Source organism: Streptomyces sp. JN8 (genome assembly GCF_055808075.1).
This window is the reverse complement of record NZ_CM147852.1, coordinates 3,068,602-3,091,804: the sequence shown is the minus strand read 5'-3', so window position 1 is coordinate 3,091,804 and position 23,203 is coordinate 3,068,602. Positions and strand designations below refer to the sequence as shown.

Annotated in this window: 17 protein-coding genes; 12 read left to right on the top strand and 5 right to left on the bottom strand. The window is 74.2% G+C overall.

Features of this window, described 5'->3' with window-relative positions; translation table 11 throughout:
* Nucleotides 1-23: 23 nt before the first annotated feature.
* On the bottom strand, nt 24-2,675 hold the full coding sequence (locus ACY0MR_RS13200) for a flippase-like domain-containing protein (RefSeq protein ID WP_388793271.1): 2,652 nt from the start codon (nt 2,673-2,675) through the stop codon (nt 24-26).
* Nucleotides 2,676-2,843: 168 nt separating this feature from the next.
* Here ACY0MR_RS13200 and ACY0MR_RS13195 point away from each other — a divergent pair, with 168 nt between their 5' ends.
* The 6 genes from ACY0MR_RS13195 to nudC all read left to right on the top strand — a co-directional run bounded on the left by ACY0MR_RS13195 (nt 2,844) and on the right by nudC (nt 13,818).
* Complete coding sequence (locus ACY0MR_RS13195; protein WP_209496700.1) at nt 2,844-3,209, top strand: MGMT family protein; 366 nt, start codon at nt 2,844-2,846, stop codon at nt 3,207-3,209.
* 224 nt (nt 3,210-3,433) lie between these two features.
* Nucleotides 3,434-6,955, top strand: a complete 3,522-nt coding sequence (locus ACY0MR_RS13190) for an ATP-dependent helicase (protein ID WP_473560836.1) — start codon at nt 3,434-3,436, stop codon at nt 6,953-6,955.
* 85 nt (nt 6,956-7,040) lie between these two features.
* Nucleotides 7,041-7,868, top strand: coding sequence for a hypothetical protein (locus ACY0MR_RS13185; RefSeq protein ID WP_473560834.1), 828 nt, complete (start codon nt 7,041-7,043; stop codon nt 7,866-7,868).
* Between the two features lie 79 nt (nt 7,869-7,947).
* Nucleotides 7,948-11,412, top strand: coding sequence for a UvrD-helicase domain-containing protein (locus tag ACY0MR_RS13180; protein WP_473560832.1), 3,465 nt, complete (start codon nt 7,948-7,950; stop codon nt 11,410-11,412).
* A gap of 10 nt (nt 11,413-11,422) precedes the next feature.
* Nucleotides 11,423-12,835, top strand: coding sequence for a dipeptidase (locus ACY0MR_RS13175; RefSeq protein ID WP_473560830.1), 1,413 nt, complete (start codon nt 11,423-11,425; stop codon nt 12,833-12,835).
* A 35-nt stretch (nt 12,836-12,870) separates the two neighbouring features.
* Nucleotides 12,871-13,818, top strand: coding sequence for an NAD(+) diphosphatase (gene nudC, locus ACY0MR_RS13170; RefSeq protein ID WP_361857573.1), 948 nt, complete (start codon nt 12,871-12,873; stop codon nt 13,816-13,818).
* 61 nt (nt 13,819-13,879) lie between these two features.
* Here nudC and ACY0MR_RS13165 read toward each other — a convergent pair whose 3' ends face one another.
* On the bottom strand, nt 13,880-14,956 hold the full coding sequence (locus ACY0MR_RS13165; RefSeq protein ID WP_473560828.1) for an acyltransferase family protein: 1,077 nt from the start codon (nt 14,954-14,956) through the stop codon (nt 13,880-13,882).
* Between the two features lie 457 nt (nt 14,957-15,413).
* A complete protein-coding gene (locus ACY0MR_RS13160) occupies nt 15,414-15,656 on the bottom strand; it encodes a mycoredoxin (protein WP_073912119.1) in 243 nt (80 codons plus the stop codon).
* Nucleotides 15,657-15,804: 148 nt separating this feature from the next.
* On the opposite strand from ACY0MR_RS13160, the gene ACY0MR_RS13155 reads away from it, so the two are divergent.
* The 5 genes from ACY0MR_RS13155 (at nt 15,805) to ACY0MR_RS13135 (ending at nt 19,701) form a co-directional block, all read left to right on the top strand.
* The gene (locus ACY0MR_RS13155; RefSeq protein ID WP_473560826.1) at nt 15,805-17,982 is read left to right on the top strand and encodes an ATP-dependent DNA helicase UvrD2; all 2,178 of its coding nucleotides are present in this window, start codon (nt 15,805-15,807) and stop codon (nt 17,980-17,982) included.
* A 245-nt stretch (nt 17,983-18,227) separates the two neighbouring features.
* On the top strand, nt 18,228-18,515 hold the full coding sequence (locus ACY0MR_RS13150; RefSeq protein WP_473561785.1) for a hypothetical protein: 288 nt from the start codon (nt 18,228-18,230) through the stop codon (nt 18,513-18,515).
* A 173-nt stretch (nt 18,516-18,688) separates the two neighbouring features.
* Nucleotides 18,689-19,060, top strand: a complete 372-nt coding sequence (locus ACY0MR_RS13145; protein WP_361857582.1) for a WhiB family transcriptional regulator — start codon at nt 18,689-18,691, stop codon at nt 19,058-19,060.
* Nucleotides 19,057-19,380 (top strand): hypothetical protein, encoded by a 324-nt coding sequence (locus ACY0MR_RS13140; RefSeq protein ID WP_055600983.1) that lies wholly within the window; start codon nt 19,057-19,059, stop codon nt 19,378-19,380. The genes ACY0MR_RS13145 and ACY0MR_RS13140 overlap by 4 nt, the downstream gene beginning before the upstream one ends.
* Before the next feature lie 138 nt (nt 19,381-19,518).
* Entirely contained in the window at nt 19,519-19,701 is a 183-nt protein-coding gene (locus tag ACY0MR_RS13135) for a hypothetical protein (RefSeq protein WP_473560824.1), read from the top strand.
* 36 nt (nt 19,702-19,737) lie between these two features.
* On the opposite strand, the gene ACY0MR_RS13130 is transcribed toward ACY0MR_RS13135, so the two are convergent.
* A complete protein-coding gene (locus ACY0MR_RS13130; protein WP_404079093.1) occupies nt 19,738-21,081 on the bottom strand; it encodes an ABC1 kinase family protein in 1,344 nt (447 codons plus the stop codon).
* Between the two features lie 70 nt (nt 21,082-21,151).
* Nucleotides 21,152-22,291 (bottom strand): TOMM precursor leader peptide-binding protein, encoded by a 1,140-nt coding sequence (locus ACY0MR_RS13125; protein ID WP_473560822.1) that lies wholly within the window; start codon nt 22,289-22,291, stop codon nt 21,152-21,154.
* A gap of 213 nt (nt 22,292-22,504) precedes the next feature.
* On the opposite strand from ACY0MR_RS13125, the gene ACY0MR_RS13120 reads away from it, so the two are divergent.
* Nucleotides 22,505-23,080, top strand: a complete 576-nt coding sequence (locus ACY0MR_RS13120; RefSeq protein WP_361857594.1) for a M48 metallopeptidase family protein — start codon at nt 22,505-22,507, stop codon at nt 23,078-23,080.
* The last annotated feature ends 123 nt before the right edge of the window (nt 23,081-23,203 follow it).

The following is a 23,203-nucleotide window of genomic DNA, read 5'->3' as shown; positions in this document are numbered from 1 at the left end:
CCGGGCTCGCGGGCAGAACCCCCCTAGAGCGCCTCGCGCTTCGTCAGCCAGTTGAAGCAGAGCCAGCCCGGCAGGACCGGGAGCCACAGGGTCAGCAGGCGGTAGAGCAGGACGGCCGGGGTCGCGACCTCGGCGGGCAGGCCGACCGCGATCAGACCCAGGGTGAGCGCGGTCTCGACGGCTCCCACGCCGCCCGGGGTCGGCGCCGCCGAGCCGAGCGCGTTGCCCGCGAGGAAGACGACGGCCACGCTCGCGTAGCTGATCGACACGCCCTCGTGGTCGAAGGCCTGGATCGAGGCGTGCAGGCAGAGCACGAAGGTGAGGGTGAGCAGCAGCATCCCGCCGATGCCGGTGACCAGTTTCATCGGCCGCTGGAGCACGTCCAGCATGCGCGGCACCACGCCGGCGAACAGCGAGCGCAGCCGCGTCGAGACGAACTTCCGCATGAACGGGATCGCCGTCACGACGAGCACGAGCACCGCCACCGTGAGGAGGCCGGCGATGACCGTCCTCGACGGGGTGAAGGACTGCGAGCGTTCCGTTCCCGTGAGATAGCCGAAGGAGAGCAGCAGCAGGATGTGGGCGCCGAGCCCGAAGAGCTGCGAGGCGCCGACGCTCGCCACCGCGAGCCCCGGGCGCACGCCCGAGCGCTGGAGGAAGCGGGTGTTCAGGGCGACGCCGCCGACCGCCGCCGGGGCGACGATCTTCACGAAGGAGCCGGCGACCTGGGCCACCACCGTCCGCCAGAAGCCGACCCGCTCCGGCACGAAGCCGAGCAGGCTCATCGCCGCCGCCACATAGCTGAGCGCGGAGAACAGCACGGCTGCCGCGACCCACCGCCAGTCGGCCTGGCCGATCGTCGACAGCGGCGTCTGGGAGATCTGCGACAGCAGGAAGTACGCGGCGACGGCGCCCGCGATCAGGCTGACCAGGGTGCGCGGCTTGATGCGCTCCAGGCGGACCGGCTCCGCCGGCGCCTGCGGGCGGATCAGCAGCACCTGCTGCCGGATCTGGGCCAGCAGGTCCTCCTCGCGGGCCTCGTCGAGCGCCGTGTCCAGGGCCCGCTTCTCGGCCTTCTTGTCCGCCTTCTTCTCGGCCTTCGTCTCCGCCCGTACGACGGTCGGGTCGGCGGCGGCCTCCGCGGCCTGGGCCTTCGCCAGCTCCCGTTCGTGCTTGGCCGCCTCCGAGGCGGCGAGCACGGCCTCGCGCTCGCGCGCCGACCGCTCCCGGGCCTGCCTCCGCAGCGTCGCGCGCGTGGAGCGGCTCAGCGCGATCGGCTGGAGCAGCGGCAGGCAGTCGGCGACGGCGTCCGGGCCGAGCACCTCGACGGCCGCGGCGACCGTGCGCTCGGCACCGACGCGCAGGCCGAGCGTGGTGAGGAGCTGGGCGATGTCCATCCGAAGGATCAGGTCGCCGGCCGCGATCTCGCCGCCGCGGAGGTCGGTGAGGATCACCCTGCCGGAACGATCCACCAGAATCGCGTCACCCGTGAGCCGGCGGTGCGCGATGCGGCGCGACTGGAGGGCCCGCACCTGTCGCCAGGCGCTGCGGACCAGGTCGTCGGTGATGTCGTCGTCGTCGAGCGAGTCGAGGGTGCGGCCGCCCGTGTGCTCGTAGACGAGCATCACGGCGTCCGGGCCGAGCTCGGAGGTGGCGATGAGTTTGGGCGCGTTGGCCCCGGCGGCGATCGCCGCGTACGCGAGGAGCGCCTCCTGCTCCAGGGCCTGGCGCAGCGAGACGATCGACCGGCGGGTGGTGATCGTCCGCAGGGTGATCCGGCGCCACGCGCGGTAGAAGAAGCCGTGGGCCTGCTGCTCGCGGTCGACGACGGTGACGTCGAGCGGCGGCCCGTCCTCCAGGGTCACGATGTACCGGCGGCCCCGGTCCCCGCTGTCCGAGGAGTCGGGGACGCCCTCGGCGCGCAGCGCGGTGACCGGCCGGAAGCCGACGCGTCTCAGGCCCGCGAGGAGGGTCTGGCCGGTGGGCCGGACGTTCGGGGAGCCGACCGCGTAGAGCGTGCCGTACGCGACCGTCCAGCCGATGAGGACGGTCAGGATGATCGAGAGGGCCGTGGTGTAGCCGGCCACCAGCATGGTGAACGCGTCGAGCAGCAGCACCACCCAGAGCGACACCCGCCAGCGCGGCCTGCGCGCCATGCCCACGGCGGTCATGTAGGCGATCACCGGCGCGAGGTAGTTGTGCACCGGGTCGGTGAGCCCGCCGCCGGAGGCCGGCTGGGTCAGCGCGTCCTGGATGGTCCCGGGCGCGGCCTCGGCGACCCAGAGGTCGGTGGCGAGGGTGAGGCCGTGCGCGAGCACGGCGGCGAGGACGCCGTCCGCGATGCGCAGCCCGTCCCGCTTGATCAGGCGCTCGATGGCGAAGGCGACCGGGACGAGCAGGACGGCGATGGAGGAGACCAGACCGGCGATCTTGACGAAGACGTCGGGCGCGCCGACGGCACCCTTGTTGATGTCCTCCTCGAGGCCCGACGTCGTCGCGTGGGCGAAGGCGGCGACGGCGATGACGAGACCGATGGCGAGCACACCCGCGAGCAGCCGCATCAGGTCCGAGGGCCGGTGCACGCGCGCGGCGAGCAGCGGCTCGTCGCCGGAGACCCGCTCGGGCACGTCGGCCTGGCCCCCCTCGGGGGGCTGGGTGTCCGGGGCCATCACCATGTCCGTCTCTGCATGCGCGTCGTGTCGTTCTCGGTCTCGCTGCTGTTCGTCTGCTTGTTCTTGTACTTGTCGCTCTTGATCTCGTATCACCAGTCACCGCCCGCACGATGGTGGCACGAAGAGCCGCCGCGCGGAGGCATCAGGGCCATGTCGGTGGGGTGAGGCAGGATGGGGCGGATGAGCATGGAGGTACCCGTGGGGGAGACCGGAGAACTGCCCGAGTACGCGGAACGGGTGCTCGACGTCGCCGACGGGATCCCGCCCGGCCGGGTGATGACCTACGGCGACGTCGCCGAATGGCTCGGCGAGGGCGGACCCCGCCAGGTGGGCCGGGTCATGGCACTGTACGGCGGGACGGCCCCCTGGTGGCGGGTGGTCCGCTCGGACGGGACGCTGCTTCCCGGGCACGAGCTGAGGGCCCTCGACCACTACCGCGAGGAGGGCACGCCGCTGCGCGAGCGGGGCCCGGCGGCCGAGGGGCACCTGCCGAGGATCGACATGCGGCGGGCGCGCTGGGACGGAACTCACACCTGAGGGCGCCGACCGGGGACGGACGTGCGGGACACCGCGCGCGGGGGGCCGGACCGGACGGAAGCGGTACGGAACGGGACGCGGAGTACGGCTCGGCGACGGGCCGTTTCGCGTAACGTCGACGTTCGCGTCCCCCGGGGCGGCGGCGGACCGACGAGGCCGACGGCCGCCCGCGGCGGACGGCCGCCTCACCCGCACCACCACTCCCACCAGGACCGGCGACCCACGTGAGTACCTCCTCGACCACCCGGCGCACGGCGCCGTACCAGGGACAGCCGTACCCGGGTCCGGGACGGCAGCGGAACCCGGGCGCGTACCGACTGGTGCGCACCACGCCGGCCCCGATGGACTCCCCTCAGCTGGACGCAACCCAGCGCGAGGTGGTTGACCACGCCGGCGGACCTCTTCTCGTCCTCGCCGGCCCCGGCACCGGCAAGACCACGACCCTCGTCGAGTCCGTCGCCACCCGCATGGAGAAGGGCGCCGACCCCGAGCGGATCCTCGTCCTCACCTTCAGCCGCAAGGCCGCCGTCGAACTCCGCGACCGCATGGCCGCCCGGCTCGGCGGCCGCCGGCCCCCGCAGGCCACCACCTTCCACTCCTACTGCTACGCCCTGATCCGCGCCCACCAGGACGCCGACCTGTTCGCCGAACCGCTGCGCCTGCTCTCCGGCCCCGAGCAGGACCTCGCCGTACGGGAACTGCTCGCCGGCCACATCGACCTGGGCAGGGAAGGGCTGGGCAGCATCCGCTGGCCCGACGAGCTCCGCGCCTGCCTCACCACCCGCGGCTTCGCCGACGAGGTGCGCGCCGTCCTCGCCCGCTCCCGCGAACTGGGCCTCGGACCCGACGCCCTCGCGCGGTTCGCCGAGCGGGTCGGCCGGCCCGACTGGAAGGCCGCGGCCGGCTTCCTCGCCGAGTACCTCGACGTCCTCGACCTCCAGGGCGTCCTCGACTACACGGAGCTGGTGCACCGGGCCGTCCTCCTCGCCGAGGAGATCAGCCTGCCCGCGTACGACGCGATCTACGTCGACGAGTACCAGGACACCGACCCGGCACAGGTCCGGCTGCTGCGGGCGCTCGCGGGCGGCGGCGGGCGCACGGTCGTCGCCTTCGGCGACCCCGACCAGTCCATCTACGCCTTCCGGGGCGCCGACGTGAACGGCATCCTCGACTTCCCCGCCTCCTTCGGCGGCGCCGGCGTCCGGGTGCTGCGCACCGCGCGCCGCTCCGGCGAGCGCCTCCTCGCGGCCACCCGGCTCCTCGCCCAGCGGATGCCGATGCCCCGGCTCCCCGCCGACAAGGTCCGCGCCCACCGGGACCTCACGGCGGCGCGGACCGGGGGCGGCGCCGAGGCGTACACCTACCCGACGGCCTCGGCGGAGGCCGAGAACATCGCGGACCTGCTGCGCCGGGCCCACCTGGAGGACGGCGTCCCCTGGCAGCACATGGCCGTCCTCACCCGCGCCGCCGCCCACCTCCCGTCCCTGCGCCGCGCCCTGACCTCGGCGGGCGTCCCGGTGGAGACGGACGCGGCGGACACCCCGCTGAGGCACGAACCGGCGGTGGCGCCCCTGCTGCTCGCCCTCCGCGCGGTGGCGACGGCGGCCCCCCACCCGGGGGGCGGCGAGACCGGGTCGCCCGCGGGGCCGGGTGCGACCGCCGAGGCGGGTGCGGCGGCCGGCGCCGAGCCCGCCGAGGCAGTCGCCGAGCCCGGTGCGACCGCCGAGGCCGAGCCTGCCGAATCCGGTGCTGCGAGCGGCGCCGAGCCCCTCGGGGCGGAGACCGAGCCCGGTACGGCCACCGGCGCCGAGCCCGCCGAGCCCCGGACCGCCCCCGCCGCGTCCCGGACCCCCGCGCCCGACCTGGTCGCCGGGTGGCTCGGCGTCGAGACCGCGCTCGAACTCCTCGCCTCCCCGCTCGCCGGCGTCGACCCCGCCGACCTGCGCCGGCTCGGGCGGGCCCTGCGCGACGAGGCGCGGGCCGCGGGCGAGAAGGTCCCGCCGCCCTCCGACGTCCTGCTCGCCCTCGCCCTCGCCGAACCCGAGCGCCTCGCCGCCCACGACCCCGCCTACGCGCGCGGCGCCAAGCGGCTCGGCGACCTCCTCCGCGACGCCCGTACCCTCCTCGCCGGCGGCGGCACCGCCGAGGAGGCCCTCTGGGTGCTCTGGAACGGCACCCCCTGGCCCGGCCGGCTGGAGCGCGCCGCCCTCCGCGGCGGACCCGCCGGACGCAACGCGGACCGCGACCTCGACGCCGTCTGCGCCCTCTTCGAGACCGCCGCCCGCGCCGAGGAGCGCGTCGGCGGCCGCGGCGTCCTCAACTTCCTCGAAGAACTCGACGCGCAGGACATCGCCGCCGACACCCTCACCCGCCGCCACACCCGCCCCGACGCGGTCCGCCTCATGACCGCCCACCGCTCCAAGGGCCTGGAATGGAGCCTCGTCGTCGTCGCCGGGGTCCAGGAGGGCCTCTGGCCCGACCTGCGCCGCCGCGGCTCCCTCCTGGAGGCCGACCGCATCGGCCGCGACGGCCTCGCCGAACCCCTGAGCCCCGGCGCCCTCCTCGCCGAGGAGCGCCGCCTCTTCTACGTGGCCGCCACCCGCGCGCGTGACCGGCTCGTCGTCACCGCGGTCAAGGCCGCGGCGGAGGACGGCGACCAGCCCTCCCGCTTCCTCACCGAACTCGGCGAGGAGCCGAAGGACGTGCCCGGCCGCCCTCGCCGCCCCCTCGCCGTCTCCGCCCTGGTCGCCGAGCTGCGCGCCACCACCGTCGACCCGGACGCCGCCCCCGCGCTCCGCGCCGCCGCCGCCGACCGCCTCGCCGACCTCGCCGCGCTCACCGACGAGGACGGACAGCCGCTGGTCCCCGCCGCCCACCCGGACCGCTGGTGGGGACTGTTCGAGCCGACCCGCAGCCCGGAGCCGCTGCGCGACCGCGACCGGCCCGTCGCCCTCTCGCCCAGCTCCCTGGACAACCTGGTGAGCACCTGCTCCCTCCAGTGGTTCCTGGGCCGCGAGGTCAAGGCCGCGGCCCCCGCCACCGCGGCCCAGGGCTTCGGCAACGTCGTCCACGTCCTCGCCGACGAGGTCGCCTCCGGCCGTACCCCCGCCGACCTCGACGTCCTCATGGCCCGGCTGGACTCAGTGTGGGACGCCCTCGCCTTCGACGCCCCCTGGAAGTCGGCCCAGGAGAAGCGGAACGCGCGCGCGGCGCTCGAACGCTTCCTGAGCTGGCACGTCATGGACCGGGGCGGCCGCACCCCGGCCGCCTCCGAGCACGACTTCGACGTGACCCTCGAGGCGGGCGCGTACGAGGTCCGCATCCGCGGGTCCATGGACCGCGTCGAGACCGACGAGCACGGCCGCGCGTACGTCGTCGACTTCAAGACCGGGAAGTCCGCCCCCACCCGCGACGAGGTGGCCCACCACCCGCAGCTCGCCGTCTACCAGCTCGCGGTCCGGGAGGGTGCCCTCGACGAGGTCCTCGACGGGCGCCGCCCGGAGCCGGGCGGCGCCGAACTCGTCCAGCTGCGCCAGGGCGCCCCGCAGAAGGAGGGCGGCGACGCCCTCCCCAAGGTGCAGGCCCAGGAACCGGTCGCCGGGGAGTGGGTCGGCGAGCTGCTCGCCCACGCCGCCGGCCGGGTCCTCGACGAGCGCTTCACCCCCACCACCGGCCAGCACTGCGCGACCTGCTCGTTCCGCGCCTCGTGCAGCGCGCAGCCGGAGGGCCGCCAGGTCGTCGACTGACGGCGGCCCCGGCGCGGAGTCGCGGGCGCACGCGCGCGGGGAGACCCTGGGGGACAGGGCTCGGGACAACCGCGAGGAGGCCCCCATGGCGTCCCACCGAAAGCGCCGCGCCGCGGCCGTCGTCTGCGCCGTCGCCGTCGCCGCGGGCCCCGTCCCCGCCGCCGCGGCCACCGCCTCCTTCGCCGCCCCGGCCGCGAGCGGCCGCCCCGCGACCGCCCCCGCCCCGCTGTCCGCGCCGACGCCCGATCCCTTCGCCGGCCTCGGCGCGGACGAGATCGCCGACCGGGCGGTCACCGCGACCCGCTCGGCCACCTCGCTCCGGATGACCGGCCGGGTCGTCACCGAGGGACAGCCCCTCGACATCGACTTCGCCGTGAACGACCGCGACGAGTGCACCGGCGTCATGAAGATCGAGGGCGGCACCGCCGAACTCCGCAGGATCGACCGGATCACCTACATCAAGGGCGACCAGGCCTTCTGGCGGCTCTCCATGGCCTCCCAGGGCATGCCCGACGCCCAGATCGACGCCACGGTCGAGCTGGTCAAGGGCCGCTGGCTGAAGATCGCCCCCGGACAGGCCGGCAGCGCCGACCTCAGCGGCGTCTGCGACCTGAAGACGCTCCTCGCCGACCTCGGCAAGGACGAGAAGGAGCGCGGACCGACCAGGGGCCCCGACTCCGAGGTCGACGGCACCCCGGTGGCGAACCTCGTCGAGAAGAGGCCCGACGGCGAGACCACCACCGTGTCCGTCGCGCGGGAGGGCAAGCCGTACATCCTCAGGATGGTCCGGGCGGGCGGCGCGGAACCCGGCGCCGTCCGGCTCTCCGACTACGACAAGCCCGTACGGGTCGTCGTCCCGCCCGCCGCCGAGACCGTCGACCTGTCGAAGCTGGCGCCCGGCACGCCCGCGTGAGCAGGGTCTCGCCGACGGCCCGCTCCGGAGCCCGCCGGACCGGACCGGACTGTCGGTCCGCCGCGTTAGCCTCTTTGGGGTGACCGCACGAATCACCGACCCCGAGCAGCTCAAGGAGCTCCTCGGGATCCCCTTCACCCCGGAGCAGACGGCCTGCATCACCGCGCCGCTCGCCCCGCAGGTCGTCGTGGCCGGAGCGGGTTCCGGCAAGACGACGGTGATGGCCGCCCGAGTCGTCTGGCTGGTCGGCACCGGCCAGGTCGCACCCGAGCAGGTCCTCGGTCTCACCTTCACCAACAAGGCCGCCGGCGAGCTCGCCGAGCGCGTCCGCACCGCCCTCGTCCGCGCCGGTGTGACGGACCCCGACGTCATCGACCCGGACGACCCCCCGGGCGAGCCGCTGATCTCGACCTACCACGCGTTCGCCGGCCGGCTGCTCACCGACCACGGCCTCCGCATCGGCCTCGAACCCACCTCCCGGCTCCTCGCCGACGCCACCCGCTACCAGCTCGCCGCCCGCGTCCTGCGCGAGGCCCCCGGCCCGTACCCGTCGCTGACCCGGTCCTTCCCGACCCTCGTCACCGACCTGCTCGCCCTCGACGCCGAGCTCGCCGAGCACCTCGTCCCGCCGGCAGCCCTCCTCGCCCACGACTCCGCGCTGCTCACCGACCTCGCCGAGGCCAGGCTCAGCAACGCCGAACTGCGGAAGATCCCCGAGGCCGCCACCGCCCGCCGCGAACTCCTCGACCTCGTCGTCCGCTACCGGGCCGCCAAACGCTCCCGCGACCTGCTCGACTTCGGCGACCAGATCGCCCGCTCCGCCGAACTGGCCACCACCCGGCCCGAGGTCGGCGAGATCCTCCGCGACGAGTTCCGGGTCGTCCTCCTCGACGAGTACCAGGACACCTCCGTCGCCCAGCGGCTGCTGCTCTCCGGCCTCTTCGGCCAGGGCACCGGCCCGCACCCCACCGGGCACGCCGTGACCGCCGTCGGCGACCCCTGCCAGGCCATCTACGGCTGGCGCGGCGCCTCCGTCGCCAACCTCGACGACTTCCCCGAGCACTTCCCGCACGCCGACGGCAGCCCCGCCGACCGCTACTCGCTCTCCGAGAACCGGCGCAGCGGCGGCCGCCTCCTCGACCTCGCCAACGGACTCGCCGCCCCGCTCCGCGCCATGCACGCGGGCGTCGAGGCGCTGCGCCCCGCGCCCGGCGCCGAGGCCGCCGGCACCGTCCGCATCGCCCTCCTCCCCACCCACGCCGAGGAGATCGACTGGCTCGCCGACTCCCTCGCCCACCTGGTCCGCACCGGCCGGGAGCCCGGCGAGATGGCCGTCCTGTGCCGCACCGCCACCGACTTCCCCGCCCTCCACGCCGCCCTCGTCGCCCGGGACGTACCCGTCGAGGTCGTCGGCCTCTCCGGCCTCCTCCACCTCCCCGAGATCGCCGACCTGGTCGCCGTCTGCGAGGTCCTCCAGGACCCCGGGGCCAACGCCGCCCTGGTCCGCCTCCTCACCGGCCCCCGCTGGCGCATCGGCCCCCGCGACCTCGCCCTCCTCGGCCGCCGCGCCCGCCACCTCGTCCACCGCGGCGACGACCCCGACCCCGAGCAGCGGCTCGCCGCGGCCGTCGAGGGCGTCGACCCGGCCGAGGTCGTCTCCCTCGCCGACGCGCTCGACACCTTCCTCGACTCCGGCGGCGCGGTCGACGACGGCCTCGCCTTCTCCGCCGACGCCCGGGTCCGCTTCGCCCGGCTCGCCGCCGAGCTGCGCGCCCTGCGCGGCTCCCTCGCCGACCCCCTCATGGACGTCCTGCACCGGGTGCTCTCCGCGACCGGCCTCGAAGTCGAGCTCAGCGCCTCCCCGCACGCGCTGGCCGCCCGCCGCCGCGAGACCCTCGGCCACTTCCTCGACATCGCCGCCGGCTTCGCCTCCCTGGACGGCGAGGCCAGCCTGCTCGCCTTCCTCGGCTTCCTCCGCACGGCCGTCCAGTTCGAGAAGGGCCTCGACAACGCCCTGCCCGGCGGCGAGAACACCGTCAAGGTCCTCACCGCCCACAAGTCCAAGGGCCTCGAATGGGACGTCGTCGCCGTCCCCGGCCTCGTCACCGGACAGTTCCCCAGCAGCCGCGCCCGCGAGTCGTGGACCTCGCAGCCGCAGGTGCTGCCGCACGCCCTGCGCGGCGACGCGGCCACCCTGCCGGCCGTCGACACCTGGAACGCGAAGGCCCTCACCGCCTTCAAGAACGAGATGCGGGACCACCAGCACACCGAGGAACTCCGCCTCGGCTACGTCACCTTCACCCGCCCCCGCAGCCTCCTCCTCGGCTCCGCCCACTGGTGGGGCCCCTCCCAGAAGAAGCCGCGGGGCCCCTCGGACTTCCTCCACGCCCTGTACGACCACTGCGCCGCCGGCCACGGGGACATCGAGGAGTGGGCCGAGGAACCCGAGAAGGACGCGCAGAACCCGACGCTGACCGAGGACGAGGGCGACCGGGCCTGGCCGCTGCCGCTGGACGCCGACGCCCTGCGCCGGCGCAGGGACGCGGCCGAGGCCGTGAAGGCCCGCATGGCGGCCCTCGCCCCGCGGGACGAGGGCCGGCCCGCCGCGGCGCCGCCCGGCGCGGGGGACCCGCACCCGGAGGACCCCTGGCCGGACGAGGAGGAACCCGTCTGGGACGAGGACGAGGAGGCCCTCCCCGAGGACACCCACGCGGACGCGGTCCCCGCACCCCGGGAGCCCGAGGACGCCGCGGAACCGCACCACGGGCTCACCCCCGAGGACGCCCGTGCCGTCGCCTCCTGGGACCGCGACCTCACCGCCCTCACCGCCGAACTCCGCCGCGCCCGCGCCACCACCCGCGACGTGGTGCTCCCCGCGTACCTCTCCGCCTCCCAGGTCCTCCGCCTCGCCGCCGACCCCGACGGCTTCGCCCAGGAGCTGGCCCGGCCCATGCCGAAGGCCCCGCAGCCGGCGGCCCGCCGGGGCACCCGGTTCCACGCCTGGGTGGAGTCCCGCTTCGAGGAGCTGCCGCTGCCCTTCCTCGGCCCCGAGGACCTGCCCGGCGGGGAGGACTTCGCGGGCGAGCCGGAGATCCTCGACGAACACGACCTCGACGAGCTGAAGGAGGCCTTCGCCCGGACCGCGTACGCGCACCGCACCCCGTACCGCGTCGAGGTCCCCGTGCACCTCTCGCTCGGCGGCCGGGTCGTCCGGGGCCGCATCGACGCCGTCTACCGGGACCCGGAGACCGGCGCGTACGAGATCGTCGACTGGAAGACCAGCCGGGTGCGCAGCGCCGACCCGCTCCAGCTCGCCCTCTACCGGCTCGCCTGGGCCGAGCAGCACGGCCTCGCGCCCGAGGAGGTGGCCGCCGCCTTCGTCTACGTGCGGACGGGCGAGGTCGCCCGCCCCGCCCGGCTGCCCGGCCGCGCCGAGCTGGAGGCCCTGCTGCTGGGGGAGCCGGCGGCGGCCGAGGCCGGCGAGCCGCCGGGAGACCCCGGCCGGGCCCTCCTGCCGGGAGGGGCACCCCCGGGCGCCGGATAGGCTCGGGGGCATGAGCGAGACCCCGGACAGCGCCGTCCACGCCGTACGCACGTACATCGAGCAGCACCGTGCCGCCTTCCTCGACGACCTCGCGGAGTGGCTGCGCATCCCGTCCGTGTCGGCGCAGCCGGACCGGGCCGGGGACGTCCGGCGCAGCGCCGAGTGGCTCGCCGCCAAGCTCCGCGAGACCGGCTTCACCACGGTCGAGGTCTGGGAGACGCCCGGCGCCCCCGCCGTCTTCGCCGAGTGGCCCTCCGGCGACCCGGACGCGCCGACGGTCCTCGTCTACGGCCACCACGACGTGCAGCCCGCCGCCCGCGAGGACGGCTGGCGGACGGACCCGTTCGAGCCGACCGTGGTCGACGGCCGGATGTACGCGCGCGGGGCCGCCGACGACAAGGGCCAGGTCTTCTTCCACACCCTCGGCGTGCGCGCGCACCTCGCCGCCACCGGCCGCACCGCGCCCGCCGTCAACCTCAAGCTGATCGTCGAGGGCGAGGAGGAGTCCGGGTCCCCGCACTTCCGCGCGCTGGTCGAGGACCACGCCGGGCGCCTGGCCGCCGACGCCGTGCTCGTCTCCGACACGGGCATGTGGTCCGAGACCACGCCCACCGTCTGCACCGGCATGCGGGGCGTCGCCGACTGCGAGATCGAGCTGTACGGCCCCGACCAGGACATCCACTCCGGTTCCTTCGGCGGCGCCGTGCCCAACCCGGCCACCGTCGCCGGCCGGATCGTCGCCGCCCTCCACGACGCCGACGAGCACGTCGCCATCCCCGGCTTCTACGACGGGGTGACCGAACTCACCGACGCCGAGCGCGCCCTGGTCGCCGAGCTGCCCTTCGACGAGGCCGCCTGGCTGCGTACGGCGAAGTCCCACGGCACCCTCGGCGAAGCGGGCTTCTCCACCCTGGAGCGGGTCTGGGCCCGCCCCACCGCCGAGGTCAACGGCATCGGCGGCGGCTACCAGGGCCCCGGCGGCAAGACGATCGTCCCCGCCTCCGCCCAGCTCAAGCTGTCGTTCCGGCTGGTCGCGGGCCAGGACCCGGACAAGATCGAGCGCGCGGTCCGGGACTGGCTCGTCGGCCTCGTCCCCGCCGGCATCCGGTACGAGATCTCCTTCGGCGCCCCGACCCGCCCCTGCCTCACCCCGCTCGACCACCCGGCCCTCACGGCGGTCGCCGGGGCCATGAGCCGGGCCTTCGACGGCGCCAAGGTCCGCTACACCCGCGAGGGCGGCTCGGGACCGGCCGCCGACCTCCAGGACGTCCTGGAGGCACCCGTCCTGTTCCTCGGCATCTCCGTCCCGTCCGACGGCTGGCACGCCCCCGACGAGAAGATCGAACTCGATCTCCTCATGAAGGGCGTCGAGACCACCGCGTACCTGTGGGGCGACCTGTCCGCCCCTGCCGCCGAGCGCTGAACCCACACACCGAACCGGGGGAGTTGGAAGCACCTGTGAGCACCCTGAACAACGCGTCGCCGGACCGCCCGATCTCGCTGACCGCCCCGAGCGGGATCGACCGCGCCGCGCACCACCGCCTCGACGAGGCGTGGCTCGCCGCCGCCTGGAGCCACCCCACCACCCGGGTCTTCGTGGTCTCCGGCGGGCAGGTGCTGATCGACGACACCCCCGACGGACGCACCGAGCTCGTCATGACTCCGGCCTTCGAGGCCCCGGTCACCGAGACGCACCGCTACTTCCTGGGCACCGACGCCGACGGCGTCTCCTACTTCGCCCTCCAGAAGGACTCCCTGCCCGGCCGCATGGACCAGTCGGCGCGCCCCGCGGGCCTCCGCGAGGCCGGACTGCTGCTGTCGGACCGGGACGCGGCCCTCATGGTGCACGCGGTGGCCCTGGAGAACTGGCAGCGCCTCCACCGCTTCTGCTCGCGCTGCGGCGAACGCACGGTCATCGCCGCCGCCGGGCACATCCGCCGCTGCCAGGCCTGCGGCGCCGAGCACTACCCGCGGACCGACCCCGCGGTGATCATGCTGGTCACGGACGACGAGGACCGGGCACTGCTCGGCCGGCAGGTCCACTGGCCCGAAGGCCGCTTCTCGACCCTCGCCGGATTCGTCGAGCCCGGTGAGTCCATCGAGGCGTCGGTGGCCCGCGAGGTCTTCGAGGAGGCCGGTGTCACGGTGGGCGAGGTCGAGTACATCGCCAGCCAGCCGTGGCCGTTCCCGTCCAGCCTCATGCTGGGCTTCTTCGCCCACGCGACCTCCTCGGAGATCACCGTGGACGGCGAGGAGATACACGAGGCCCGCTGGTTCTCCCGCGACGACCTGGCCGCGGCCTTCGAGTCGGGCGAGGTGATCCCGCCGTACGGGATCTCGATCGCCTCCCGGCTGATCGAGCGCTGGTACGGCAAGCCCCTGCCGAAGCCGGGCGACGTGGTCTGAGACGGTCCCGCGTCCGCGGACCTCCTCGCCCGCGCGGCGGGCGGGGACGTCCGCGCGGTGCTCACCGACGGAGCAGGTGCCGCCTGAGGGTCCGGCCGAGCGGCCGCTCGACGAGACGGTGGACCAGGTACGACAGCACGAGCATCCCGAGCAGCACGGCGGTGAGCAGCACCCAGGGCGTGACCCGCCCCCCGAGGAGCGCGAAGAGCTCCCAGCCGATGACCTCGTGCAGCAGGTACAGGGGATAGGTCAGCGCCCCGGCCACCGGCAGCCACCGCCACCGGATGCCGGAGAGCCTGCCGGTCGCGACGAGCGCCATCAGCCCGAAGAAGACGGCGAGCACGACGACCATGGGCCACGTCGGGCGGTCGCCGAGGAAGGTGAGCTCCTTGGACCTCTCGACGGAGGGCGCGAGCGAGGCGCAGTAGCTGACCCCGACGACGCCGAAGAGCATCAGGTTCGGGCGGAACCGGTACATGAGGTAGAACGCCATGCCCGCGATGAAGAACCAGCTGTACCCGGGCATCAGCAGCAGCTTCAGGGGCCCCGGCTCGGCCGGGGACACCAGGACGCTCGCCGCCCCCCACACGCAGCAGAACAGCAGCACCCGGCGGTAGGTCAGGCCCCACCAGGCGAGCGCCGCGAACAGCAGGTAGAAGCGGAGCTCGGCGAAGAGGGTCCAGTAGACCGGATCGACGGACTCGGCGCCCAGCGGCTCCTGGAGCATCGTCAGATTGGTGAGGATGTCGTTCCAGGGCACGTGCTCGCGCCCGCCGGGGATCACCGCGACGGTGACGGAGGTCGCGACCACGGCGAACCAGTACGCCGGGTAGAGACGCGTCACACGGGAGACGAAGAACTCCTTCACCGGCCTTCCCCACCCGCTCATGCAGATGACGAAGCCGCTGATGAGGAAGAACAACTCCACGCCGAGGTAGCCGTACGAGGCCAGGTCGTAGGTGGCGGGGAAGAGTCGTTCGACCGGCTCGGGCCAGCCCTCCCCGAAGGCGAGGTAGTGGTAGCCGACCACCATGAGGGCGGCGACGAGCCGCAGGCCGTCGAGGACGTGGAGACGTCCGCGGCCTCGGCCCGCGGCGTCCGCCCCGGGGCCCGGCCCGCGGCTCAGGGAGACGGACACGGACACGGGAGGGGCGAGAGGGGCAGGGGCTGTCTGGTTGAGCACGAGGTATCCCACCTGGATATGCAGTCGCAAATCTCGGTCGGGAGGAGAGCATAGGTGCGCCGACGTAAGCCTTACAAAGACGGGGCGGCGTGTGACGCTCTTCACGGGCAGGGGCCGTTCATGGGGTTCGCGCAGGCGAAATCCCGGTCGTACGGTACCCCCCGACCGGTCCACGGTGCCGCCGATCCGCCCCTGTTCCTCGCGGTCTCCGCAAGGGCGTTTCGCGATCTTCACCCGAACCCCTCGGGACCTCCCCGCCGCGCCGGAGGCCCCGAACCCCTCGGGATCTCCCCGCAGCCCGGCCGCCCCCGCCCCCGGCGTCCCCTCGCCGCCCCGACGCCCCCCGGACGCACGGAACCCCCGACCGGTCGTGTCGCCGGTCGGGGGTTCCTCGTGCGCGGGGCCGGGAGGCTCAGACGCTGAGCGCCTGCTTCACCTGGGCGAGGCTCGGGTTCGTCAGGGTCGAGCCGTCCGGGAAGAGGACGGTCGGGACCGTCTGGTTTCCGCCATTCGCCTTCTCGACGAACGCCGCCGAGTCGGGGTCCTGCTCGATGTTGATCTCGGTGTACGCGATGCCCTCGCGGTCCATCTGGCTCTTCAGCCGACGGCAGTAGCCGCACCACGTGGTGCTGTACATCGTCACAGTGCCCTGCATGGCGAGGCGCTCCTTCTTGGTTCGCTGACGGGTGCCGAAGGCAAGAACGTACGTCCTGGTCCGGCCATTCCCGGAATTCGTATGACCGCGGCCACCGCCTGTGGACAAGCCTCCGCGGCGACTCCGGCGGACCTGGCAGCATTGGGGGGTGACAGCAGCAACGCACTCCACTCTCTTCCCGCAGGTCCCGGAGACGGCCGACGCGGTGCTCGACGGGCTCGACCCGGAGCAGCGCGAGGTCGCCCTGGCCCTGACCGGCCCGGTGTGCGTGCTGGCGGGTGCCGGCACGGGCAAGACGCGGGCGATCACCCACCGCATCGCCTACGGGGTGCGCTCGGGCAGACTCCAGCCCGCCAGCGTGCTGGCCGTCACCTTCACCAACCGCGCCGCGGGAGAGATGCGCGGCCGGCTGCGGCAGCTCGGCGCGGGCGGCGTCCAGGCCCGCACGTTCCACTCCGCGGCCCTCCGGCAGCTCCAGTTCTTCTGGCCGAAAGCAGTCGGTGGGGATCTCCCCCGGCTCCTGGAGCGGAAGATCCAGCTGGTCGCCGACGCCGCCGCGCGCTGCCGGATCCGGCTCGACCGCAACGAGCTGAGGGACGTCACGGGCGAGATCGAGTGGGCCAAGGTCACCCAGACCGTCCCCGCCGACTACCCGGCCGTCGTCGCCAAGTCCCACCGGGACGCCCCCCGCGACCCGGCGGAGATCAGCCAGATCTACGCGATGTACGAGCAGCTGAAGCGCGACCGCTCGGTGATCGACTTCGAGGACGTGCTGCTGCTCACCGTCGGCATCCTCCAGGACCGGCACGACATCGCCGACCAGATCCGGAGCCAGTACCAGCACTTCGTGGTGGACGAGTACCAGGACGTCTCGCCGCTCCAGCAGCGGCTGCTCGACCTGTGGCTCGGCGACCGGGACAACCTGTGCGTCGTCGGCGACGCCAGCCAGACCATCTACTCCTTCACCGGCGCCACCCCCGACCACCTGCTGAACTTCCGCACCCGCCACCCGGGGGCCACGGTCGTCAAACTGGTCCGCGACTACCGCTCGACCCCCCAGGTCGTCCACCTCGCCAACGGACTGCTCAGCCAGGCCCGCGGCCGGGCCGCCGAGCACCGGCTGGAGCTGGTCTCCCAGCGCGACCCCGGCCCCGACCCCGTCTACACGGAGTACGCGGACGAGCCGACCGAGGCCGAGGGCACCGCGCGCCGCATCAGGGACCTCATCGCCGCCGGCGTCCCGGCCGGCGAGATCGCCGTCCTCTACCGGATCAACGCCCAGTCCGAGGTGTACGAGCAGGCCCTGGCCGACGCCGGAGTGCCCTACCAGCTGCGCGGGGCCGAGCGCTTCTTCGAGCGCCAGGAGGTGCGGGAGGCCGGCGTCGCCCTGCGCGGCGCCGCCCGCGCCGGGGGCAACGACTCCCTCCTCGACGACGCCGAGGACCTGCCCGCACAGGTCAGGGCCGTCCTCTCGACCAAGGGCTGGACCCCGCAGCCGCCCGCCGGCTCCGGCGCCGTCCGGGACCGCTGGGAGTCGCTCGCCGCCCTCGTCCGGCTCGCCGAGGACTTCGCCCGCGCCAGGTCCGGAGCCACCCTCTCCGACCTGGTCGCCGAACTCGACGAGCGGGCCGCGGCGCAGCACGCGCCGACCGTGCAGGGCGTCACCCTCGCCTCCCTGCACTCCGCCAAGGGCCTCGAATGGGACGCCGTGTTCCTGGTCGGCCTCACCGAGGGCATGATGCCCATCACCTACGCCAAGACGGACGAGCAGATCGAGGAGGAGCGCCGCCTGCTGTACGTCGGCGTCACCCGCGCCCGGCTGCACCTCACGCTCTCCTGGGCGCTCGCCCGCTCCCCGGGCGGCCGGGCCTCCCGGCGTCCGAGCCGCTTCCTCAAGGGCCTGCGGCCCGGCTCGGGCTCCCTCGGCACCGTCGCCTCGGGCGCGTCCGGCTCGTTCGAGCGCGGCGCCGCCGCCGGACGGCGCAAGCCCCGCGGCCCCGTCCTCTGCCGGGTCTGCGGGACGACCCTCACCGAGGCCGGCGCCATGAAGCTGATGCGCTGCGAGGACTGCCCCTCGGACATGGACGAGGCGCTGTACGAGCGGCTCCGCGACTGGCGCGCCGACCAGGCCAGGGAGCTCGGCCAGCCGGCGTACTGCGTCTTCACCGACAAGACGCTCATGGCCATCGCCGAGCGGGTCCCCGGCAGCGGCGGGGAGCTCTCCTCGATCTCCGGCGTCGGCGCCCGCAAGCTGGACCGGTTCGGCGCCGACGTCCTGGCCATCTGCGCAGGTGAGGACCGAGGGACGGGCCTCGACGAGGACTGAGGAAAACTCGTCGGAAAAATAGTTTGCGCCTGCCCCGTCAAGCCCCATAGGTTCTTAACCACGGAAACAGCGGCTTCTGAGAAGCCCTGTCTCTGTGCTGTACTTGTCCAAATAAACATGAGGGTCCGGCTCGCACCCGAGCCCTCCGAGACGCCGAGAGGAGGCGATTCCACGTGATCAGCAACGTCATTCAGACCAGCACCGCCGGCTTCACCAGCCGCGCCGGCTTCGTCAGCACCGCCAAAATGACCGATCGCTCCGTCGTCTCCGCCTGCTCGCTCGGCCTCTCCGGCTCGGCGTTCATTGGCACCGGTCTGCCCGTCTCCGGCCTTGCCGGCGCCGGTCTGCGCCCTGCCGTGGAGCTTCGCAATGAGCGACCGACCAAGGCACTGGAAGCAGGAGCAGCAGGCAAGGCCAAGGCCAAGGCCTATGGCTTTGCGGCGACCGGTGCCGGAACCCAGCAGCAGACGACGACGCACCACCACATGATGTGGGCCTTCCGTGGGCTCGAACCCTGGAGTGATCCAGTCTGATCGATGATCAGACCGGCGCCTTCAGGGCCGCGGAACCCCACCCGGGATCCGCGGCCCTTTTGTTTGCCCCCGAACGGGGGCGACGACACGAGGACGCCTCGGGACAGACGCACCCCGGTACCAGCCGAAACCCCGGTCAACAGGCCGGAACGACCAGACGAGGAAAGACCACCGTGCAACTCGAAGCGCACGCCCCGTCCGTACCGCCTTCCGAAACGATCACCCAGCCCGGCCGCCCCACGGAGGACCCCGCTTTGACCCCCCTCAGCACGCTCACCGCGCTCGACGACGCCATCGAGAACCTCGGCGTCCCCGTCCCCTGTCGCGCCTACGACCCCGAGGTCTTCTTCGCGGAATCCCCGGCCGACGTCGAGTACGCGAAGTCCCTCTGCCGGACCTGCCCCCTCGTGGCCGCCTGCCTCGCCGGCGCCCAGGAGCGGCGCGAGCCGTGGGGCGTCTGGGGCGGCGAGCTCTTCGTCCAGGGCGTGGTCGTCGCCCGCAAGCGGCCCCGTGGCCGTCCGCGCAAGAACCCGGTCGCGGCATGAGCGCCACCGGAACCATCGACCGCCCCCTCACGCACGATCCCCAGAAGCAGGCCCCGATGACCTCTTCCACCAGCGAGCCCGCCGGCTCCGCGACCCCAGTCTTCTTCCCCTCCGCCGCGCCCACCGCGCGTCAGAACAGGACCCGTGAAATGCAACTCGCCCCAGAAGCCCTGGCCCGTGCCCATATGCACGAGCGACACCGCGAGGCCGACGCGGAACGCCAGGCCGTGCGCCTGGTCGCCGCCCGACGCATGCAGCGCCGCGCCGAGCGCGTCTCGCTGCGCGCCCGCCGCGCGCTGGCCATGGCCGTCATGCACTGACGACCTGCGCCGATGACAGCCACGCGCTGACCCCACCGCGCCCCCAGGGGCGCCCCCCGCGGGGGCCGGTCCGAACGGACCGGCCCCCGCGGTGCGTTGTCCGGACCGCGGACGCCGCACCGGGTTATCGTGACCAGGGTGAACGACGCCCGTACCCCCGAGGGGCCCCTGGTCTGCGATCGCTGCGGCAAGGCGGCCGACACCCTGCCGCTGACCTGGACCTGTTCGGTGGAGAACGGCCGGTGCTGCTACTACTGCGAGGACTGCGCCCGCGCCAACATCCGCGCGATCGAGGGCCGCCTCGACTCCTCCTGGTGGTGACCCCGCCCCGCGGCGGCCCCGTCCGGCGGGCCCCCGTCAGTCGACGGCCGTCGTGAAGCCCGGCAGCCACTCCTCCAGCTCGGCCCGCAGCCGCACCGTCGCGTTCAACTGGCACAGCACCCCGATGGTGCTCAGCGTCACCCGGTGTATCAGCAGGTACGACGGCGGCAGGTTGAGCTGCTTGCCCAACTGGTGGGCCGGCGAGCGCGGGTCCGCGATACGGGCCGCCTGGGTGCGCATCCAGCCGCGGGTGAACAGGAACGACTCCGCCTCGGCCGGCTCGATGATCGGCAGCAGGTACTCCAGGACCGCGTCGGGGTCGAGCACCACGCTCTTCCGCACGAAGCCGTCCGCCCGGAGCAGCTCGTACACGGTCTCCGCGTCCCCTTCGAGCGTCATCCGCAGACAGGTCCCGATCGTCTCCGGCAGCCCGCCCGGCAGCCGGTCGACCGTGCCGAAGTCGAGCACCCCGAGCCGCCAGCCCTGCGGCCCCTCGTCCCCGTCGCCCGGAAGCAGCCGGAAGTTCCCCGGGTGCGGATCGGCGTGCAGCAGCCCGGTGCGCGCGGGGCCCGAGAAGAGGAAGCGGGCCAGCAGCTGCCCCGCCCGGTCCCGCTGCTCCTCCGTACCGTCCGCGATCACCTCGGCGAGCGGGATGCCGTCCATCCACTCGGTCACCAGGACCTGGTCGCCCCGGTGGACCACGGCCGGCACCCGCACGTCGGGATCGTCCGCGAACTCCTCGGCGTGCTTCTGCTGGGCCGCCGCCTCCAGCCCGTAGTCCAGCTCCTCCGACACCCGGTCGCGCATCTCGGCGATCAGCGGCTTGATGTCCATGCCCGGAATCAGCGGCCCGAGGAGCCGCGCGAACCGGCTGAGCTGCGTCAGGTCGGAGAGCAGCGCCTCCCCGGCGCCCGGGTACTGCACCTTCACCGCGACCTCGCGCCCGTCGTGCCACACGGCCCGGTGCACCTGCCCGATCGAGGCGGCCGCCGCGGGCTTGTCCTCGAACTCCAGGAACAGCTCCCGCCACTCCGCGCCGAGCCGCTCCTCCAGGACGGCGTGCACGGTCCGCGTCGGCATGGGCGGCGCCGCGTCCTGAAGCCTGGTCAGGGCCGCCCGGTAGGGCCCGGCCACCTCCTCGGGGAGGGCCGACTCGAAGACGGACAGCGCCTGCCCGAACTTCATGGCCCCGCCCTTGAGCTCGCCGAGGACCTTGAACAGCTGCTCGGCCGTGCGCTGCTGGAGCTCGCGGGCGACGATCTCCGCCGATCTCCCGCCGATCCGCTTGCCCAGGCCCCAGGTGGCCCGGCCCGCGAAGCCCAGCGGCAACGCGGCCAACTTGGCGGTCCGGGTGACCGCCTTCCGGGGAAGATCAGACATGCGCGCCCCTCCAATGCCCAGACTGCCGAACCGCGCAGGGCGGTCGGCCCTGCCGTGCCGCGCAGGGCCGTTACCCCGCCATTGTGTCCTGCGCGCCTCCGGCCGCCGAGGCTCGCTCCCCCTCTCCTTCGCGGGCCGCCCCGCACGGGCAGGCCGGATGCGGTCTCAGCCGCTCCGCCCGCCACTCCGTCAACGGCAGTGACGCCTCCCACCGGGTGCCCGTGCTCGCCGGGAGGTCCCCGTCGAGGAAGGCCAGGGCATGGGCGGCGGCCAGCCCCGCCACCGCCGTCGCGAGCCCCAGGTCGCAGGCGGGCAGGGGGTGCGGGGCGCCGGAGCGCCACTGGACCAGCAACCGCGGCCAGTCCGGCTCGCGGTCCGTGCGCTCCTCCTGGAGACATCGCGCGCACGCCGTGCCGCCCGGCAGGACCAGCGGCCCGACGACCCCCGTCGCCTCCACGACCCCCGCGTACAGATGGGGGGTGCCCGTGGCGACCCAGCGCTGCGCCGGGAGCGGATCGGGGACGTACGCGCCGAGGCCGTCCCGCGGTGTCACCACCACGAGTGACAGCCCGAGTCCGCCCGAGCCCTCACCCGGGCCGCTCGGACAGCGCGATCTGCGCCACCGGCCGACCAGGCGGCGGGCCGCCGTCGCCCGCCGCTCGCCGACGGCCTCGGCCGACAGCCCGCCCGGCGCCGTCTCCCAGGGCTCCACCCGGCCCGAGTCGACGACCTCCACCCCGCCCACCCCCGCCGCCGTGAGCAGCGCGGCCACCGTCGCCCCCACCCGTCCCGCGCCCCGGACCTGCACGCGCGCCACCCGCCGGGCCGTCAGGGTCCGCAGCGCCCGGTCCGGCTCGGGGTGCACGACGGAGAGGGAGGCGAGGTCGGCGCGGAGCGGGTCGAGGGAGGCGTCCTCCGGGCCGCCCGCCGGTCCCGTCCTCCCCGGCCGCCCCGCCGAGGCGTCGACGAGCAGCCCCGCCGAACGGAGCCGTCCGAGCAGCCCTTCCAGGCGCCCCTGCGGCAGGCCGAGCCGGCCCGCCTCGGCGCGGAGCAGCTCGGTGCCGCGGGTCCCGTCGAGCAGTCCGAGCAGGGTGCCCGTCTCCTGGTCGACCGGATCGAGCACCACCGCGTGTGCCGGGGTCACCCCGAACTGCACGCGGCGCAGACTCCGCCAGGCGCGCCGCAGCGCCGGCTTCACCATCGGATGCATTTCCCCCGCCCCGCATTCATGATCGACAGTTCACGGTCGGCGACGGCCTTTCGCCGTCGCGGTTCGAGAATGCCCCGGCGCCGGGACGGCCGCCGAAAGTTGTCCACAGGCGGCGCGATTAGTCATTCGAATCGCGCGGGTCGTGAGCGGATCGTTGCCGAAACCACTCCGGAGGCGGGACTTCCCGTGCTGACAGCGGGTAACGTCGGGGCCGTGCCCGCCGACCCCCAGCGCAGCGTGACCGACACCCCGCACCGCGGTGCGGGGACGAGTGCGGTCGAGGTCCGCAGAAGTCCGCGGCGGCGGAGGACCGTCTCGGCGTACCGGGAGGGCGACCGGACGATCGTCCTCATCCCGGCCCGGATGTCCGAGGCCGAGGAGCGCCGCTGGGTCGGGGTGATGCTCGACAAGCTCGCCGCCCAGGAGAGCCGCGGCGTCCTCGGCGACCGCGAGCTGACCGACCGGGCGCTGCGGCTCTCCGAGCAGTACTTCGGCGGCCGGGCCCGCCCCGGATCGGTGCGCTGGGTCACCAACCAGAACACCCGCTGGGGCTCCTGCACCCCCTCGGAGGGCAGCATCCGCCTCTCCCACCGGCTCCAGGGCATGCCCGAGTACGTGGTGGACTACGTCCTCCTGCATGAGCTGGCCCATCTGCTGGTGCCCGGGCACGGCCCCGGCTTCTGGCGGCTCCTGGAGGCCTACCCCCGCACCGAGCGGGCCCGCGGTTACCTGGAGGGCGTGGTCGCCGCCGGCCGTCTCCCGCACCTCCCGGGGACCCGCGAGGACTGAGCGTCGCCGCTCGCTCGGAGTAACCCCTTCCGCTTGCGGGGAGTGACCCCCGGAGTGCGCTTGCGTGACCGGCGTTTCCCGATTCGGTACCGAAAACGACCTGCGCTGTCTCAATGTCGCACT